Genomic DNA, 15,229 nt, shown 5'->3' on the forward strand with positions numbered 1-15,229 from the left:
CGAAAAGAGGACTATCCTCCTTTCCGAGGCATAATCATGGCAATACGCAATCAGCCACACCTAATGGCGATCCATCCGCTTCAATTAGACGAATTTCTTCCTCCAATCAATCGCTGGACCCAGGGCGGAACCCTATTGCTACTAGGGCTATTTGTGGGAGCAATGGGCGCGGCGGCAGGGGTCGAGTACAACGTTACCGTGCAGGCGGTTGCCACTGTCCGTCCTATTCAAGATGTGAGCGTTGTACAGGCGGCAACGACTGGCATCATTCAGCAGGTGCTTGTGAAAGAAAATCAGCCGATTCAGCAGGGAGAGGTACTCGCGGAATTTGGAGGATTAGAGCGATCGCGGCTGCGTAATTTGCAAGCTCGCCGCGATCGCTTACAGGCATTTTTACAACAATATGAAGTGCAAAACGCCGACATTGATGCCACTCTTAAAACCTTAGAACGCGGCATTTTAGTAAAAGCAGCGTCTTTATCAAGGGTCGATCAGGCGGCTATTCCAACGAATCTTGTCAACGTGGAAATTGACGGTGCGTTGGAGCAACTGAAGCAAACAGCCCCAGCGGATGCCCAGAGATTCACCACTCAGCGCGATCGCCTGTTGCAACAGCGCACTGGGTTAACCAATCAAATCCAACTGGATCGCACAGCTTTACAGGAACTCAATGGCGCGATCGATCAGCAAGTTATTCAAGCGCCCGTGAGTGGAGTCCTCTTCAAACTCGCACTCCGCAATTCAGGACAAGCCGTAAAACAGGGTGAAAATGTGGCTCAAATCGTGCCAGATAAGGTGCCACTGGTGATTAAGGCGCGAGTGGCAGCCCAAGACATTAGCCAAGTAGAAATCGGTCAACCCGTCCAAATTCGAGTCTCTGCTTACCCCTACCCAGAGTATGGAACGCTTCCTGGCACAGTTCAAACGATTGCCCCCGATGTGATTACTCCAACGGATGGCATTAATTCAACGGCTGCCTACTATGAGGTGACGGTTCAGCCAGAGCGCCCTTATTTTACCAAAGGCGATCGCCGCTATCTGCTTCAACCCGGAATGGAAGCCCGTGCTGATATTATTTCTCGCCAAGAAACGGTACTTCAGGCATTCCTAAGAAGACTTCGCCTCTGGAGTAATGCCTAGAAAGAAGGGCAACTATCTCAAACCGCGATCGCGCTAATTGTAACCAGCAAGTTGCTTCAATGCCTCAATTCCGGCACAATCGGGAAGATCAATCCCCATAAAAGCAGTGCCGAATGTCTGTTCAACTCGCCCAACTGGTTCTCAATGGCATTTCTTTGGGCAGCATCATTGCCCTTGGCTCCGTTGGTTTAACCCTCACCTACGGCGTTTTGCGCCTTTCCAACTTTGCCCATGGTGACTTCATGACCCTAGGCGCTTATGCCACGTTTCTAGCCAATAGCCTAGGCATCAACATTTGGCTGTCTATGATTGTGGGGGCGGTAGTGACGATCGCCGCTTTTTTGCTAACCGAAAAACTAATCTGGGCACCGATGCGGGTTCGCCGCGCCGCGCCTGCCACGTTAATTATCATTTCGATTGGACTGGCTCTGTTTCTCCGCAACGGCATTATTTTGATTTGGGGCGGCAGCAACCAGCGCTACAACTTATCGGTTGCCGAAGCGCTTGAGTTTGGTGGTCTGCGGATACCGCTTTATGATCTAGTGGTGATTGGCATGGCGATCGCGGCGATTTTAGGGCTGCACTACTTGCTGCAAAACACCAAAATTGGCAAGGCAATGCGGGCTGTGGCAGACGATCTCGATCTGGCGCGAGTAGCAGGGATCAAAGTCGATCGCATCATTTTCTGGACATGGATTATTGCAGGCGGATTAACAGCCTTAGGCGGCAGTATGTTGGGCTTAATCGAAGCAGTGCGTCCCAACATGGGTTGGTTTCTGATTTTGCCGATGTTTGCTGCCGTCATCTTGGGCGGAATCGGCAATGCCTACGGCGCGATCGTGGGTGCCTTCATCATTGGCATCGCCCAAGAAGCCAGCACCTATTGTCCGGCATGGCTCCCCCCTTGGCTGAGTCAGTTTTGCATCCGTAACGAATATAAACTTGCCATTGCCCTCTTAATCATGATGCTCGTATTGCTCGTTCGACCCCAAGGCTTATTTAAAGGAACGATGTCTTAGAAAAGCGGTTGGAGCGATTGGTGAGTAGCGAGTGGGAAAAAAGCGAGATCGCAGAGGGTGTGTTAAGCAACGCTGTAACGCACCAAGATTGGGGCTATAGGGCAAAGCTTTATGTTTTCCATTTTGTCATTTCCAACCCCTTGCCCCTTGCCCCTTAACGGTCTAGATATTAATAATGTGAGCGTAAATAGCTGCCACTAAAAAGTTGACTGACAATAGCAAAATTGCCCAGAAGGCGCGAAAAGTATAAGGCGGCTTTTTGTTTGTTGCTTGCGTTGCCATGAACGGTACTCCAAAAGAATAGACTTTTTAAGGAATACCAAAGAATGGGTCGCTTTGCGACACTCTAGGATCAAATTTAACGTCATATGGAAAGGTTCATCCATTCTCGTCGTTCTGACTTCGCCATTTTTCTCCGCTGATTTAGCTACGCTGGACAAAAATAAAGGGTAGGCACGATGACCATCAAACGAATTTTAGTTGTGGATGATGAGGCGCGGATTCGGGAAGTGGTGCGAATGTGCCTAGTGAAACTTGCCCACTGGGAGGTGATTATGGCTGGTTCGGGAGAAGAAGCGATTCAAGCCGCGATCGCCAAGATGCCCGATGCCATCCTGCTGGATGTTTCGATGCCCGGAATGAATGGTCTCGAAACCCTGCAACATCTTCAGCAAAATCCTCAGACTGCCCCAATTCCAGTAATTTTTCTAACTGCCAAAGTTCAACCCAATGAACAACTCCAGTACAAAGAATTAGGGGTTGCCGGATTAATCGTTAAACCCTTTGACCCTCTCCAGATATCCCAGGAAATCAGCCTACTATTAGGTTGGTAAGCGAATAGTCTTTTAAGTTACAGCATTAAAAAACTCGGAAAGCCTTTTAACACAGGGTTTAAATCCCTTGTTCAGGTAACTGAATGCCTATCAGCTTAGATCTGGAATGAGTCTTCAAAATTACACGCAACTTAACGCTTCTTTACAATTCAAGCGAGAGTCTGCAAACTTTCTCCATATTCTTTATGTATTCTGAAGCCACTGCTTAAGTTTCTGGCGTTGCTAAATCGAAGTATGATTTCTGGCTGTAAGAGCAGTGTCTTATATTCATTCGAGCAAGGTTGGGAGCTACTCCATTTTTGTCGGATTGTTGAAACCAAACAGTTAGAGTGGTTGATGTGACTGCCAAGCGGATTTTAGTTGTAGATGATGATGCTGTGATTCGGGAAGTTGTGGCAGCGTGCTTGCAGCGTTTAGGACGTTGGGACGTGCTAACGGCTTCGTCAGGTAAAGATGCATTACGGCAAGCTGATACTGAAAAAATAGACGCGATCGTTTTAGACGTGATGATGCCTGAAATGGATGGATTTGCTGTTTTGCAGTGTTTAAGCTCTAATCCAACCACTCAACTCATTCCAGTAGTGCTATTAACCGCCAATAGCTATTTGCCCAACCCGGATCGCTTACCAAAGTTAGGCGTTGTATTAACTATTTTCAAGCCATTTGATCCCGTTGATTTTGTCCGGCAAATTGCTCAAACCTTGCAATCATGAGAGAACTCAACACTTTGACATCATTTGCAAAGAAACGTAGTCAAACTCTTGTCGTTCTCCAAACTTTCTCCATAATTTCCAAATATGTTCAAGTCAGTGCAATTTGAAGAGTTGCTCAATTTCCTTTATGTCTGTCAATCCTCATTCGTCTCATCCGAGGAATTTACGATGAATGCTTGTCCTTGCTGCTCTCATTCCATGTTGCGCCACATTCGTCAACATCAAGTGTATTGGTTCTGCCGGAGTTGCTGGCAGGAAATGCCTTTATATGACCAAGGAAATCGCCTGACCTCTACATCGTTAGAACAAGAACTTAGTTTTTTATCTCGAAAACATGCCTTGCTAATCACTTAAATCAATCATTTTATTTGGGGCTTTATAGCAAATTGTTATTTATTTCTCAGGGATTTACCATGAAGATCGTTGATCAGTCCTATCAATGTACGGTTCCAGGGCAATACTTTGGCACTTGGCAAATGCGATGCTATTTGCAAATTTTTTACTCACCGTTTGGGCAGCACATTGTCATGGTGTCTGATATGGGTTGCGAAACGGGATGGTTTTTCCCCTACAAAATTGAACAACTAGCAAGCCAAATTGTCCAGAAGTTTCAATTAGACTGCGATCGCCTAGTTTGGATCGAACATTGTCCCGCCGACACCAGCCGACCAAAATATAACGGATTTAGCCAAGTTTCCTTTGAGTGGCAAGCAGGAAAAGCGAAAAATCCACGGTGGCAACCCATTGATAAGCATTTAGCTGAAGTATTACGCAAAGAAACCGCCCAATTAGTAACTGTTTGAGAGAAGGAGATGGACTTTGAGTAGACCGCAGGACGTGCGTAGCAGCGGTTGCACGATTTGATCGGTTCTGTGAGTCAATCGCATCAACCTATCGTAATTGCAGGACAGAGTACCAATGCCATGTTGTTGCCTGAGGCAGATTGGGCTGCGGTACAAGAGACGCTGTATCTTCTCTCAGCGAGAATCGATTCGAGAAGAGTTAGCAACGCCGATCTCAGAGTGCGATCGCGATTTGGCATGATAAATTGGGCTGCAATAGTGTTGTCATATGAACCCTGTAGAGGCGTGGGGGCGATCGCCGCTGTTGATTGGTAAGGTTGAATGCGATCGCCTCTATAAAAACTGAACTGTGAACCCTGAAATGACCGACTATCTGTATTTCTATCCGCCGCTGTTAGCAGGCAAACTCGTTAAACGCTACAAACGATTTTTTGCCGATGTGGAACTGGTTTCTGGCGAAGTGGTGACAGCGCATTGCCCCAACACGGGACCGATGACGGGTGTTTCCACCCTGGGTAGTCCGGTGTATCTCTCCGAAAGTGACAGCCCCACCCGCAAACTGCGCTATACCCTGGAAATGATTCAGGTGTATGACAATCAACCTACCTGGGTGGGCGTGAATACCAATTTGCCGAACCGGATTATCCAACTGGCGTTGGTCAATAAGCTAATTCCTGAATTGGGCGACTATAGCGAAATTCGGGGAGAGGTGCCCTATGGACAAGATAAAAAAAGCCGCATCGATTTTTTGCTGATGGGTGCTGACAAGCCAATCTATGTGGAGGTGAAAAGCACCACTTGGGCGCAGGGCGAGTTGGTTTTGTTTCCCGATACGGTGACAACTCGTGGGCAAAAGCACCTGAAGGAACTGATGGCACTACTGCCCGATGCGGTTCCGGTGATGCTCTATTTCATTAATCGGGCAGACTGTCCCTATTTTGCCCCTGGCGATCGCGGCGATCCAACCTACGGCACGCTGTTTCGAGAGGCGATCTCCTTGGGTGTAACCGTGCTGCCCTGTCGCTTCGAGATTTCGCCTGTAGGTATTCGCTACTTGGGTTTGGCAAAGTTGAAGCTCAGTTAGGCAGGAATCGCGACCCACCAAACTATCGCCTGAGGGCAGTCTTTGCAATTATTTAGCGATCGCACAGGTTCCTCTAGCCCAGCCCCATTCTTCAGTACCGACTGAGACTTCTGAACCCGGACGCACATTGCCTCTGCCTAAATCCACTAGCGAAATCGCCGTGGCGGCTTGGAAGGCTCCCCGGTAGATAGGCTGTCCTTGATCATTGTTGCGATCGAACGTCAGGGGCGAAACGTAGGTGGGTTGTCCCGATCTCGTCCAGGTAATTTGGGTAAAGCGACCATCCAGAAATTTTGCATCATAGTCCCAGCCGTTGCTTTTACGCCCAGTACAGGAAAACGTTTGAATCGCATTGGACTGGGGAGTTGAACTTGGCTGGGGAGCCACAGTTGGAGGTTGAGTCGCAGTTGGCTGTGGAGTTGCATTTGCCTGGGGAGCCATCGTGGGCGTTTGAGTCGCATTGGGCGGTGTGGGAGAGCAACCTACACTCGCAACCATCAGGCTAATTCCAATCAACCCAACAGGGATTGTTTGGGTCATTTTGTTCGTCATTAATCGTTTCCCAAAGTTAGTTATTTTGAATCCAACGTTAGTTATTACTGTGATTTAGATCCGGCGATCGGTGATGCAGCCTTTGTTTTTTAAAAGATTTTGCAGAGATAACTAAAATTCTTTCCTACACAATAGAACAAATAAATATGAAACCAATAGCATGAGAAATATTGCCTTCTGTCCCTTTCGTCGAACTAGATTGTCTAGGGACTTTTTGGCTGCGGACTTTGACTCATCAACTGCTTTTACAGCGAGAGGGCGATCGCGGATCACAAAAAAACGTGCCAAATTTGCCAGCTAGAGTACCATGCTCCAGAGGAGTATTCTAGTTTTCAAAAAGTGTCTTCTAGAAGCAACCTAAGGTGCCGAAAGGTCTGGGGTTCCTAGACAAGCTTGGTGTGATTGCAATCTCAATTGAAAGCTTTTTATTGCTGTGATTAGAACTATTCGTGCGCTGATTCATCGTTTGAATGTGAGTAAAGTGCTGCCAAACATCAGGTTTCGTCGAAGCAGAAAGCTGATGTTTGTTGGTTCTATATTTCTTGCGATCGCCTTGGTCGTCGCCTTGGCATCTCCATCCATATACCCAGAAACGGCTCAGGCTGTGGAAGTCAACTCTAGCCAAGTTGCAATGGGCACTTGGGTCGGGGCTTCCTTTCCCGTAGAAAATTTTCAAACCTACACCTCTCCGTTTGGGTTACGCCGATCGCCCGATGGTGGTTACACCCAGGAATATCATCGCGGCTTAGATATGGCAGCGCCTCAAGGAAGCTATATTCGCAATTGGTGGATGGGCAAAGTAGTAGAAGTATCCGATGATAGCGCCTGTGGAACTTCGGTAGTGGTGGAATCTGGGCAATGGGAACACATCTATTGCCACATGAGCGGACACGTGGAGAAAGAAGCTGGCAAGCGATATATGGTCGATCGCGAAGGGGGCATCCAAATTTGGGAAGGACAAACCGTGCAAGCAGGAGTGCGGATTGGACGAGTGGGCATGACCGGGCGCACCACCGGACCGCACCTGCATTGGGGGCTAAAGTTTACCGGGAAATGGGTTGATCCGGCGCTCGTACTGCGGGCAATGTATAGCGAACAGGCAACTGGGCGATCGCTCTCCGCCGTACCGCCATCAGAGCGCTAATCCACTCACTTTAAAGCTGTTTACCTGAGTTGTCCAAATCCTTGGATAATGGAAAAGCGCCCTTCATTCCAACCTTTTATGCAGACCACGGATCGACTGATTGATACTTCCCTTAGCTTGTTACCCGATCGCGTTGCCTCTGTCAGCCGCACCACCGGAGAAACCGATGTGCAGGTGATGATTAACTTGGACGGTACGGGACACTGTATCGCTCAAACGGGAATTCCTTTTTTGGATCACATGCTGCATCAAATTTCGTCCCACGGCTTAATTGACCTGGATGTACGGGCAACGGGCGATATTGAAATTGATGACCATCACACGAATGAGGATGTGGGCATTACCTTGGGGATGGCTTTGGGCAAGGCGTTGGGCGATCGCAAAGGGATTGTTCGTTTTGGTCACTTTGTTGCCCCGTTGGATGAAGCCTTAGTGCAAGTTGCCTTAGATTTTTCGGGTCGTCCCCATCTCAGCTATGGCTTGCAGATTCCGACCCAGCGTGTGGGCACTTACGATACTCAACTGGTGCGCGAGTTTTTTGTGGCGATCGTCAACCATGCCCAAATCACCCTGCATATTCGCCAGCTAGACGGCATCAACTCGCACCATATTATTGAGGCGACCTTCAAAGCCTTTGCGCGATCGCTGCGAATGGCAACGGAAGTAGATGCTCGTCGCGCCAATACCATTCCCAGTTCTAAAGGGGTGCTTTAAAGAAGAGGTGCGCTGTGGCGATCGCATTTAGGCAACAGGAAATCAGGGTAGCGATCGCATCTGTGACAGCAAAACATAGCCCGTTCCCACCATCATCAAACTGTCAAATCGATCCAATACGCCGCCATGTCCCGGCAAAAGATTACTGTAATCTTTGACCTGGCACAGCCGTTTTAGATAGGAAGCCAGGATATCCCCGGTAAACGCCAACAAAGCGGTGGTCATGCCTATGAGCAGAGCGATCGGCATTGAAAACCCCACCCAATCCCGCGCTAACATTGCTGCAATTAAGCAAAATATAGTGCCGCCGATCAGACCTTCCCAGGTTTTGCCAGGGCTGATGTGAGGCAGGAGTTTTTGTTTGCCCAAAAGTTGTCCGGTAACCTGACAAAATCCGTCGAAGGTGAAGACTTGAAAGTAGATAAACAGCAGAAAAAATCGCTCAAATGACACTGAGAAAGCGAGAAAGCCAACCGCGATCGCCAGATAAATTCCCAGGACAAGCAGTTGAAACGATCGCCGAGATGACGCACCTAAAACCCGGATAATTTCCCCCAGCCCGATCGCGGAAATTAAAATGGCGGCGAGATAAAAGTGATCTAGCAAAATACTGGAGATCGCGCTGCTGACAATGGCGATGTAGGTCAGAAACTTAAACCAGCGCTGCTGACTGGTTTCCGCGTCCACCTTACGGTTAGCGAAATACATACCCATTCCACCCAGCAACAGAAAAACCGCAATATAGATAAAAATCGGATGCATTATTGATTCGCGTCGCGCAGTACCCAAAATAAGCCTTTGACATCCGTTTGGGGTTCGGACAACCACAGCACAATCAGAATTTCTTCCAGGCAAGCTAAAATTCCCCACCCGATCGCCAAATAGAACAGCCAATCCCAAAAGCCAAACCAGAGTAGCCCCATCATGCAGGCTCCTTGGAGGTAAGCGGTGATTTTGAAGCTGTAGGTATGTAGCCCAATAATGCTGCGAAACTTGATCAGCATGGCTAGATATAACGTGAACCAGGCGATCGCAAAAGCAACGATCCAAAGAACATGGGGTGCAATTTCCTCTGCTTTAAAGCTAAAAACCGCCCAGAAACCCGCGATATAGGTTGCTGTATCTGCCCAAGAGTCTAGTTTCGCCCCCAGTTCGCTTTCCATGCTAAACGTCCGAGCAATCCAGCCATCCAGAATATCGGTGACTAAACTAATCAAGAAAAAAAACGAAAAAATTCTCTCTTGTTCTCCAAGAATCAAAACTATTAGTATTGGAAATACCGCCAATCGATAAAGCGATAGAGTGTTTGGAATCGTCCAAATAGCTGTTTTTTCTGTCATAAAATCTTTGGCAGACTTAAATATTTAGCATAGATAGAATATCAAGAGCTAGATATTTAGCATATTTCTCTCAAGGGAATCTTAAGGGGATGACCTGCTTCTCTGAAACCCGAAACCCAATCTCTAGCTGCTAAACGGATGATGTTTATACCAATGATTGGCAATATCAATCCGGCGACACAACCAAACGCGATCGCGCTGTTGCACATAATCCAAAAATCGCGCTAGAGCAGCAGATCGTCCAGGTCTGCCTACGAGACGGCAATGCAGCCCCACGCTCATCATTTTGGGTGCAGTTTCGCCTTCCTCATACAGCACATCAAAGGCATCTCGCAGATAGGCAAAAAACTGATCCCCAGAGTTGAAGCCTTGAGCTGAGGCAAAGCGCATATCGTTATTGTCTAGGGTATAGGGAATCACCAGATGAGGCTTGCCATAGTCCGTTGTCCAATAGGGCAAATCATCGGCATAACTGTCTGCATCATATAAAAAACCGCCCTCTTCTACGACAAGCTTGCGGCTGAAGGGACTGGTGCGTCCGGTATACCAGCCTAATGGACGCTCTCCCGTCACTTCGGTATGAATCGCGATCGCCTGCTGGAGATGCTCCCGTTCTGCCGCTTCACCAAAATATTTATAGTCGATCCAGCGGTAGCCATGGCTCGCGATTTCCCAGTCTGCCGCTTTCATTGCTGCTACTGCTTCTGGGTTCCGTGCTAACGCCATGGCAACCCCAAAAACGGTCACTGGAATCTGACGCTGCGTAAACAGTCGATGCAAGCGCCAGAATCCTGCCCGACTGCCGTACTCGTAGCATGATTCCATATTCATGTGCCGTAACCCCATTAAGGGAACTGCCCCCACAATTTCGGATAAAAACGTTTCGGAAGCCTGATCCCCATGCAAAACGCAGGTTTCACCCCCTTCCTCATAATTAATCACAAACTGCACCGCAACCCGCGCTTGGTTTGTCCACTGGGGATGGATTGGATTGCAACCGTACCCCACCATATCTCTTGGATAGTCTTTAGACATTGCATCCTTTACCTTCTGATCACTTGAGTAGTTTATACCTGATGTGCGGTCGTTGGCTCCGGCACGTAATCTTCCCCCATTACAACTCGCAGGCAGGAGTAAGTTTTTTTGCATCAGACATCGCGATCGCTATTCTCACCTGCCTGCATTCCCTCTATATTTGAAATTTGAAACCTGAAACCCGAAACCTGAAACCTAACTTAAGTCAAAATCGTACCCCCCATTAAACGTTGATAGCGATAGTCTAATTCTTGCTGCATCCCTTTCCACCGACTCAGAGTTTCGTCTTCAGCAATTACCTTTTCAGCCGCTTCTCGTGCTAGTTCCAGCACCGCTTGATCTTCAATCAAACTGGCTAATGCAAAATCTGGTAATCCTGATTGGCGCGTACCTAACACCTGACCTGGACCTCGAAAACGCATATCCATTTCCGAAATGAAAAATCCATCTTGGGACTGTTCCAGCACCTTTAACCGTTGACGAGCCGTTTCACTACGGGAGCTACTCATTAACAGGCAAAAAGCTTGATCGGCACCCCGACCCACCCGACCGCGCAACTGGTGCAGTTGGGATAACCCAAACCGTTCAGCGTGTTCAATCAGCATGACAGAGGCATTGGGCACATCCACACCTACCTCAACGACCGTTGTGGAGACAAGAATTTGAGTTTCATTGGTGCGAAACAGACCAATGGCAGCATCTTTTTCAGCCGAACTCATGCGTCCATGCAGCAAGCCCACTTGAAATTCGGGGAAAACAACTTCTTGGAGTTCTTGGTGTTCTGCGATCGCCGATTTCAAATCCAGCTTTTCCGACTCCTCCACCAGCGGCAGCACCACATACACCTGTCGTCCTTGAGCAATTTCTCGCCGCATCAGTTCATAGGCTTGCATCCGCTCTTTTCCGGTCAGAGCGGTCGTTTGAATGGGTTTTCGTCCGGGGGGCAGTTCATCAATTTGGCTCACATCTAAATCGCCGTGCAGTGTCAGAGCCAACGTGCGCGGAATCGGCGTAGCGGTCATCGTTAGTGTGTGGGGATGTTCGCCCTTTTGTTGGAGTTGCGCCCGCTGCTGCACCCCAAACCGATGCTGCTCATCAATTACGACCAGTCCCAATCGTTGAAAAATCACCGAGTCTTGAATGAGGGCGTGGGTTCCCACTAACACCGATAGTTCGCCCGTTTGTAGCTGTGAATGAATTTCTCGGCGTTTTGCGGCTTTGGTTGAGCCAGTCAGCAGTTCCACAGGCAAATGCAGTAGGTTGAACCAGCCTACTAATTTACGATAATGCTGCTCGGAAAGCACTTCGGTTGGAGCCATCATCGCGGTTTGATACCCCGCTTGAATTGCTGCCAGCATGGCCACTACTGCCACCACTGTTTTGCCAGACCCGACATCCCCCTGAATTAGGCGATTCATGGCGGTTGTTTTTTGCAAATCGTTCAAAATATCATTGACAACGCGCTGCTGAGCATTGGTGAATTTGAACGGCAGCATTGCATAAAATTCGTTAATCAACTTGCCAGTGGGCGCAAGAACGGCGCTTGCCTGGATCTGTTGCTGAGTTTTGCGGCGTTTGAGCAAGCCCAATTGCAGATAGAAAAATTCGTCGAATACTAGCCGATGACGGGCGGCATCGAGGGCGGCATGGTCAGGCGGAAAGTGAATGTGGGCGATCGCCTCATGAATGCCGACTAATTCATACTGCGATCGCACCGAATCTGGGAGCGCTTCTTGAAGTTGCAGAGTAGCAGGCAAAATGGCTACTACCGTCCGCCGGACTAAATCTGCGCCCACTCCTTCAGTCAACGGATAAATGGGCACCAACCGCCCTACTTTTAACGAGTCAATTGCTCCACCCGAATGATCCAACACTTCAATTTCTGGGTCTTCAATCGTCACGCCCTGCTTGCCGCGCTTAACCAACCCTGAAACCGCGATCGCGGCTCCAGGTGGATACTGCCGTTTTTGTTGCTCCTGCCACCCACGATTGCCATACCGGCTCCCCGCATAAAACCGACTTAGCTTCAGTTGCCCGGTATTGTCTTTCACCACCAAATTTAAAATCGTCAACTTGGGATTACGAGGGCTGCTAAAACAGGTGCATTGTTTCACAAACGCAACCAATGTTACTGTTTCGCCTTCCTTCAACTCGCGGATATTGACCTGACGAGCATAGTCAATATGATCGCGTGGATAGTAATAGAGCAAATCCCGCACGGTCAAAAGTCCGAGTTTCGCCAGCTTTTCGCCATTTTTAGACCCTACACCCGCTAAGTAAGTAAGCGGTTGATCGAGCGTCAGCAGCGAAGCAGAAGCGGTTAGGGGAACAGTCCGAGGAATCTTGGATGACGAGTTTGGAGTTTTGCGACTCGCGGCTTGAGAACCTGATGGATGGTCGTGCCCTGCCTCCTTTGCTTTTTCACTAGACTGTTCCCAGGTTTGCCTTGCCTGATGCAAAAATCGGCGCGTATCTGCCACGAGGTGCTGCCGTTGAGCAAAACTCATCTCCGCATAAGTAGTGAACTGGCTACCCAGGGTTTGCCAACGACGCTGATCCTCAGTAGGAAGCGGCTCAGGTGGCTGGTTTAAAGCCAAACTCAGAAATTCGCTGAACCGATGTTCTTTACCTTGCAGGTCGTTAAATCCGCGATCGACTTCGACTGATAATGCCTTTTGCAAACGCAGCCAGTCGGGTGGAGAAGCAGGAACACAGCGAGAGGAAGCCACACTATTGTTATCGTGGGTCATGCAAAAGGCGATCGTGGTGTAACAGGATTACTAATGGAACCAATCACAAGTAGTCTATCCTACACAATTCCAATTCCCTCTCTGCGTCATATTGAACTACTTTCCAGTAGCTCACTGACGCTGAATTCCAGTAGAATCAGGCAGGAAGCAAACAATGCTTAGCGATTTCTACCCACTGCTATCAAGACTTTGAAAAAGGATTGAGCCACCCTATGTCAGAAGAAACAACTCCAGACTCAGTGAATGAGCAACCCTCTACCCCAGCGCAGTCTGAGGCACAGCCCGCAGCAAAAGCCAAAAAGGAAAAGCCGCCTGCTTTGGAAGATAAACTGCTTCCTGACTTTATTCGGCAAGATTTTATTCCAGCACTCAAAGCCGGACTTGAAAGCCAAGGCATCCAAGGTGTGGAGCTTTCCTTTGAAAAGAAAAAGATCAATGTCATCGGCTTTAGCCAATCGCCAGACTGTTGGCAAGTGGTCGGAGTTTGGAGCAGCGGCTACAAGCAAACCCGCGAATTCAACCTCTACTTTCTGGATGAAACCATCAATGGTAAGAAGGGATTTTCTTATGCTGAAAGTGGCGGCAAAGCTAGCACCTTAGAGTCTTTTCGGATTGATGAGCGTAAATCAGATTTAGGACTGCTGGTATTTTGGACATTGCAACGCCTCAACGCTCAGAAGTGGCTAGTGCGGAACTAAGCTATAGCTCTCTAAAGTGATACAACACGACACCTGTCATTGCATCGTTGTAAGTGTCTACATAACCTGTTTTAACTAGGTTGTGTAGAGTTGCTTCAACGGCAGCAAAGCTTGCGTCTGTGTCAATCACTCCTTGAGTCACCGAAAGGGTGCCACCTCGCGCTTGAGCCGCTTTGACTAATTTTACGGAAAGCTGATCGGGTCTTGGCTGAGAAACTACAGTCAGGACAGGCAGCGCTTCCGGTCTTTTGATCACCCGCTCGATCGCAGGTTGTTGAGTAAAACTGCCCGGTATGGTTCCTTGACTCGCACGTAGCTTAGTGTTGTGTTCATCCACCATGCCAGGAATCAGCACGAGATCAAAAAACTGACCAAAGCCCATCAGCCCAAAGGTAAATAGCCACAGTAGCCCGGTGAAGGTTTTACCGTTGTATAAACGTTGAAGTCCATGTAGTTGGAGTAGACAGCCCAACCAAAGAACATAGGAAGTCGGAACATTATTCATAAACCTGTTGCACAGTAGAGGAGCGGCAGAAGGCATTTCCCCATGATAAGGATTTTGACTTGAGATGGACAGAAAAATCAGCAAAAATTTGGGACGCTGGACTTTGAATTGGCTAGAACTTTGTTGTGCCCCTTTGATTGCCTGTGGGAAAGGTTAGTTGAAGGCTTGCCTGTTGGCATTTATGGTTCAGTTGCTATGAGTGGAGCGATCTGCATCCGACGGATGACTCCGAGGAATCTGTGTGTCATCAATATGCTTCAATCCCCAAGCAGTTATTACTTTCAAAACAGGACGCAAGCTTTTTCCCTCCTCGGTGAGTTGATAGTTCATTCGCCGGGAATGGTTACTGTAAGGCTGCTTCTCCGCTAAACCTAATTCTTCAAGCAGCCTGAGGCGGTTTGCCAAGATATTAGTCGAGATCCCTTCAGGAGATTCTAAAAACTCTTCAAAACGCTGCTTGCCGAAGAACATCATGTCTCGGATGATGAGTAACGTCCAGCGATCGCCAATCAAATCTAGAGTACAAGCAACAGGACAGGGGGAACGTTTTGGTTGGGACATAGCTAGTGCAATCAGCTTGGTTACTTGCATTTTACAAACTATGGCTGCTAAACTCCATTTTGACTTGCAACTTAAAAGTTATATATGAACTATGAACGCAGTAACGCACAAGCAACCGTTTGAAGTTGAAATTCATTTACCCGTAAGAACTTACGATATTGATTTTGCAGGTATCGTCAACAATATCGTTTACGTTCGTTGGTTGGAAGATCTGCGTCTGGAAATGTTAGCCCGTTATTTCCCGTTGGATGAACAACTCAAGAATGGAATTGTGCCTGTCATTGTGCAGACTACTACAGCTGTAGATCCTCGTCTCAGAATTAGTTTCATGTCGAGAT

General features: G+C 48.2%; 19 protein-coding genes. 11 read left to right on the forward strand and 8 right to left on the reverse strand.

Annotated elements, in window-relative coordinates; all coding sequences use genetic code 11:
- Positions 1 to 36 precede the first annotated feature (36 nt).
- Positions 37 to 1,140: a beta-barrel domain-containing protein gene (locus tag AC1S5B_RS20980; protein ID WP_482037644.1), complete on the forward strand. Its 1,104-nt coding sequence runs from the start codon at positions 37 to 39 to the stop codon at positions 1,138 to 1,140.
- Positions 1,141 to 1,253: 113 nt separating this feature from the next.
- Entirely contained in the window at positions 1,254 to 2,159 is a 906-nt protein-coding gene (locus AC1S5B_RS20985) for a branched-chain amino acid ABC transporter permease (protein WP_482037645.1), read from the forward strand.
- 162 nt (positions 2,160 to 2,321) lie between these two features.
- Here AC1S5B_RS20985 and psaX read toward each other — a convergent pair whose 3' ends face one another.
- The gene (gene psaX / locus AC1S5B_RS20990) at positions 2,322 to 2,441 is read right to left on the reverse strand and encodes a photosystem I protein PsaX (RefSeq protein ID WP_482037646.1); all 120 of its coding nucleotides are present in this window, start codon (positions 2,439 to 2,441) and stop codon (positions 2,322 to 2,324) included.
- 176 nt (positions 2,442 to 2,617) lie between these two features.
- Between psaX and AC1S5B_RS20995 the strand changes: the two genes are divergently transcribed.
- From AC1S5B_RS20995 to sfsA, 5 genes are all read left to right on the forward strand, one after another.
- Positions 2,618 to 2,992: a response regulator gene (locus tag AC1S5B_RS20995; protein WP_482037647.1), complete on the forward strand. Its 375-nt coding sequence runs from the start codon at positions 2,618 to 2,620 to the stop codon at positions 2,990 to 2,992.
- Between the two features lie 338 nt (positions 2,993 to 3,330).
- The gene (locus AC1S5B_RS21000) at positions 3,331 to 3,705 is read left to right on the forward strand and encodes a response regulator (protein WP_482037648.1); all 375 of its coding nucleotides are present in this window, start codon (positions 3,331 to 3,333) and stop codon (positions 3,703 to 3,705) included.
- A 413-nt stretch (positions 3,706 to 4,118) separates the two neighbouring features.
- A complete protein-coding gene (locus AC1S5B_RS21005; protein WP_482037649.1) occupies positions 4,119 to 4,508 on the forward strand; it encodes a hypothetical protein in 390 nt (129 codons plus the stop codon).
- A 69-nt stretch (positions 4,509 to 4,577) separates the two neighbouring features.
- Positions 4,578 to 4,823, forward strand: a complete 246-nt coding sequence (locus AC1S5B_RS21010) for a hypothetical protein (protein WP_482037650.1) — start codon at positions 4,578 to 4,580, stop codon at positions 4,821 to 4,823.
- Between the two features lie 46 nt (positions 4,824 to 4,869).
- The gene (sfsA, locus tag AC1S5B_RS21015) at positions 4,870 to 5,592 is read left to right on the forward strand and encodes a DNA/RNA nuclease SfsA (protein WP_482037651.1); all 723 of its coding nucleotides are present in this window, start codon (positions 4,870 to 4,872) and stop codon (positions 5,590 to 5,592) included.
- A gap of 48 nt (positions 5,593 to 5,640) precedes the next feature.
- Here the strand turns inward: sfsA and AC1S5B_RS21020 are convergent, their stop codons facing one another.
- Positions 5,641 to 6,132, reverse strand: coding sequence for a hypothetical protein (locus AC1S5B_RS21020; protein ID WP_482037652.1), 492 nt, complete (start codon positions 6,130 to 6,132; stop codon positions 5,641 to 5,643).
- A 532-nt stretch (positions 6,133 to 6,664) separates the two neighbouring features.
- Between AC1S5B_RS21020 and AC1S5B_RS21025 the strand changes: the two genes are divergently transcribed.
- Both AC1S5B_RS21025 and hisB read left to right on the forward strand, forming a co-directional pair.
- Entirely contained in the window at positions 6,665 to 7,288 is a 624-nt protein-coding gene (locus AC1S5B_RS21025; RefSeq protein WP_482037653.1) for a M23 family metallopeptidase, read from the forward strand.
- Between the two features lie 78 nt (positions 7,289 to 7,366).
- Positions 7,367 to 8,002, forward strand: coding sequence for an imidazoleglycerol-phosphate dehydratase HisB (hisB, locus tag AC1S5B_RS21030; RefSeq protein ID WP_482037654.1), 636 nt, complete (start codon positions 7,367 to 7,369; stop codon positions 8,000 to 8,002).
- Positions 8,003 to 8,044: 42 nt separating this feature from the next.
- Here hisB and AC1S5B_RS21035 read toward each other — a convergent pair whose 3' ends face one another.
- The 4 genes from AC1S5B_RS21035 to recG all read right to left on the reverse strand — a co-directional run bounded on the left by AC1S5B_RS21035 (position 8,045) and on the right by recG (position 13,127).
- Positions 8,045 to 8,764, reverse strand: coding sequence for a phosphatidate cytidylyltransferase (locus AC1S5B_RS21035; RefSeq protein WP_482037655.1), 720 nt, complete (start codon positions 8,762 to 8,764; stop codon positions 8,045 to 8,047).
- Positions 8,764 to 9,342 (reverse strand): CDP-alcohol phosphatidyltransferase family protein, encoded by a 579-nt coding sequence (locus tag AC1S5B_RS21040; protein WP_482037656.1) that lies wholly within the window; start codon positions 9,340 to 9,342, stop codon positions 8,764 to 8,766. The genes AC1S5B_RS21035 and AC1S5B_RS21040 overlap by 1 nt, the downstream gene beginning before the upstream one ends.
- Before the next feature lie 123 nt (positions 9,343 to 9,465).
- A complete protein-coding gene (gene puuE / locus AC1S5B_RS21045; protein WP_482037657.1) occupies positions 9,466 to 10,377 on the reverse strand; it encodes an allantoinase PuuE in 912 nt (303 codons plus the stop codon).
- A 200-nt stretch (positions 10,378 to 10,577) separates the two neighbouring features.
- A complete protein-coding gene (gene recG, locus AC1S5B_RS21050; RefSeq protein ID WP_482037658.1) occupies positions 10,578 to 13,127 on the reverse strand; it encodes an ATP-dependent DNA helicase RecG in 2,550 nt (849 codons plus the stop codon).
- A 212-nt stretch (positions 13,128 to 13,339) separates the two neighbouring features.
- On the opposite strand from recG, the gene AC1S5B_RS21055 reads away from it, so the two are divergent.
- Complete coding sequence (locus AC1S5B_RS21055; RefSeq protein ID WP_482037659.1) at positions 13,340 to 13,825, forward strand: DUF2996 domain-containing protein; 486 nt, start codon at positions 13,340 to 13,342, stop codon at positions 13,823 to 13,825.
- A gap of 1 nt (position 13,826) precedes the next feature.
- Here the strand turns inward: AC1S5B_RS21055 and AC1S5B_RS21060 are convergent, their stop codons facing one another.
- Positions 13,827 to 14,330 (reverse strand): NINE protein, encoded by a 504-nt coding sequence (locus tag AC1S5B_RS21060; RefSeq protein ID WP_482037660.1) that lies wholly within the window; start codon positions 14,328 to 14,330, stop codon positions 13,827 to 13,829.
- Positions 14,331 to 14,516: 186 nt separating this feature from the next.
- Entirely contained in the window at positions 14,517 to 14,891 is a 375-nt protein-coding gene (locus AC1S5B_RS21065) for a winged helix-turn-helix transcriptional regulator (RefSeq protein WP_482037661.1), read from the reverse strand.
- A gap of 91 nt (positions 14,892 to 14,982) precedes the next feature.
- Between AC1S5B_RS21065 and AC1S5B_RS21070 the strand changes: the two genes are divergently transcribed.
- The coding region (locus AC1S5B_RS21070; protein WP_482037662.1) for an acyl-CoA thioesterase at positions 14,983 to 15,229 on the forward strand (247 nt) is incomplete at its 3' end.

This window comes from Leptolyngbya sp. CALU 1928 (genome assembly GCF_056784215.1).